Origin of the sequence: Pseudoroseomonas cervicalis ATCC 49957, assembly GCF_000164635.1 — a bacterium.
In the GTDB taxonomy this organism is placed as follows: Bacteria; Pseudomonadota; Alphaproteobacteria; order Acetobacterales; family Acetobacteraceae; genus Pseudoroseomonas; species Pseudoroseomonas cervicalis.
Genome location: NZ_GG770984.1, coordinates 1 through 1,249, shown reverse-complemented (window position 1 = coordinate 1,249; position 1,249 = coordinate 1). Strand labels below are relative to the sequence as shown.

At 77.5% G+C, this 1,249-nt stretch carries 1 protein-coding gene; it reads right to left on the bottom strand.

The features are described 5' to 3' along the window. On the bottom strand, window positions 1-1,249 hold a 1,249-nt coding region (locus HMPREF0731_RS23400; protein ID WP_007006244.1), incomplete at both ends, for an FUSC family protein.

The following is a 1,249-nucleotide window of genomic DNA, read 5'->3' as shown; positions in this document are numbered from 1 at the left end:
CCGCGCGCCTCCGCCGCCAGCGCGGCCAGGGCGTTCTCCAGCGCAAGGCGGGCGGCGGCGGGCAGGGCGGGCATGTGCTCGCGCAGCCGCAGCAGGTTCAGCGCGGCGCGCAGATCGGCGAGCTCGGCCACCGGCACGGCGCGGGCATCCACCGCCTGCAACCGGGCGGCCAGCGCCTCGAACCGGTCGAGCATGACGCCCAGGATCTGCCGCAGCTCGGCGGGGGCGCGGCCCTCGGCCAGCCGGGCCAGATCGCGCCGGTCGGCCCGCGCCAGGCGGCGCACCCGCCAGGCGACCCCCAGCGAGCGGACCAGCCGCACCGTCAGCAGGGCCAGCGCCAGCCCGCCCAGCGTGGCCAGCCCGCCATCCGCCCAGGCGGCGAAATCGGCGCTGTAGGTCTCCTGCAGGTTGATCACCGCCGGCACGGTCGCGGCGACGGCCAGCGCGGGCGCCATCAGCGCCGGCTGCGCCATCAGCGCGCCGGCGGGCAGGTAGACGGGGGCCAGCACCAGCAGCAGCAGGGGAAAACCGTCGATGCGCGGCAGGATGGCGAACTGGTACAGCCCGGCCAGCAGCACGGCGATGGCGGCCCCCAGGATGAACTGCCGCAGGGCGGGGGCCGGGTCGTCCAGCTGGGCGAAGATGCACAGCGCGACGCCGGACATCATGGCCAGGCTGGCGCCATGCGCCCAGCCGGTGCCGATCCACAGCGCGCAGCCGATCAGCAGCGCCAGCGCCGCCGCGCCGCCGGACAGCGCCACCAGCAGCGGGTCCACATGCCCGGGCGGGCGGGCGGCGTTGTCGGGGGCGGAGTCGGAAAGGCTGTCGGCCGGGCGCTCGGCCTGCAGCCGGTCGACCAGCACCAGGCATTCGCGCCAATGCGCCAGCAGCTCGCGCAGCCGCTCCAGCAGCCCGTCGCGCAGCAGCGCCGTCCAGGGATCGGGCGAGGCGAGGGGCCGCGCTTCGGCCTCGGTCAGCCGGGCCTCCAGCCGCTGCGCCTTCAGCCGCTGCGCCGCATCCGGGGCGGCGTGGGCCGAGTCCGCCATCCAGGCGGCGATATCGGCCTGCAGCGCGGTGAGCGCCGCGGCGGCGCCCGGATCCAGCGCCGCCAGGGCGCGGTTGCGCTCGCCGATGGCGGTCAGCAGGGTGGGCAGGGCGCGGGCATGCTCGTGCAGCCGCCCGGCCCAGAGCAGCGGGGCTCGGCGGCTGCGCGCCTCGTAGCGGGCCTGCTGGAACAGGGCGGCGAGGG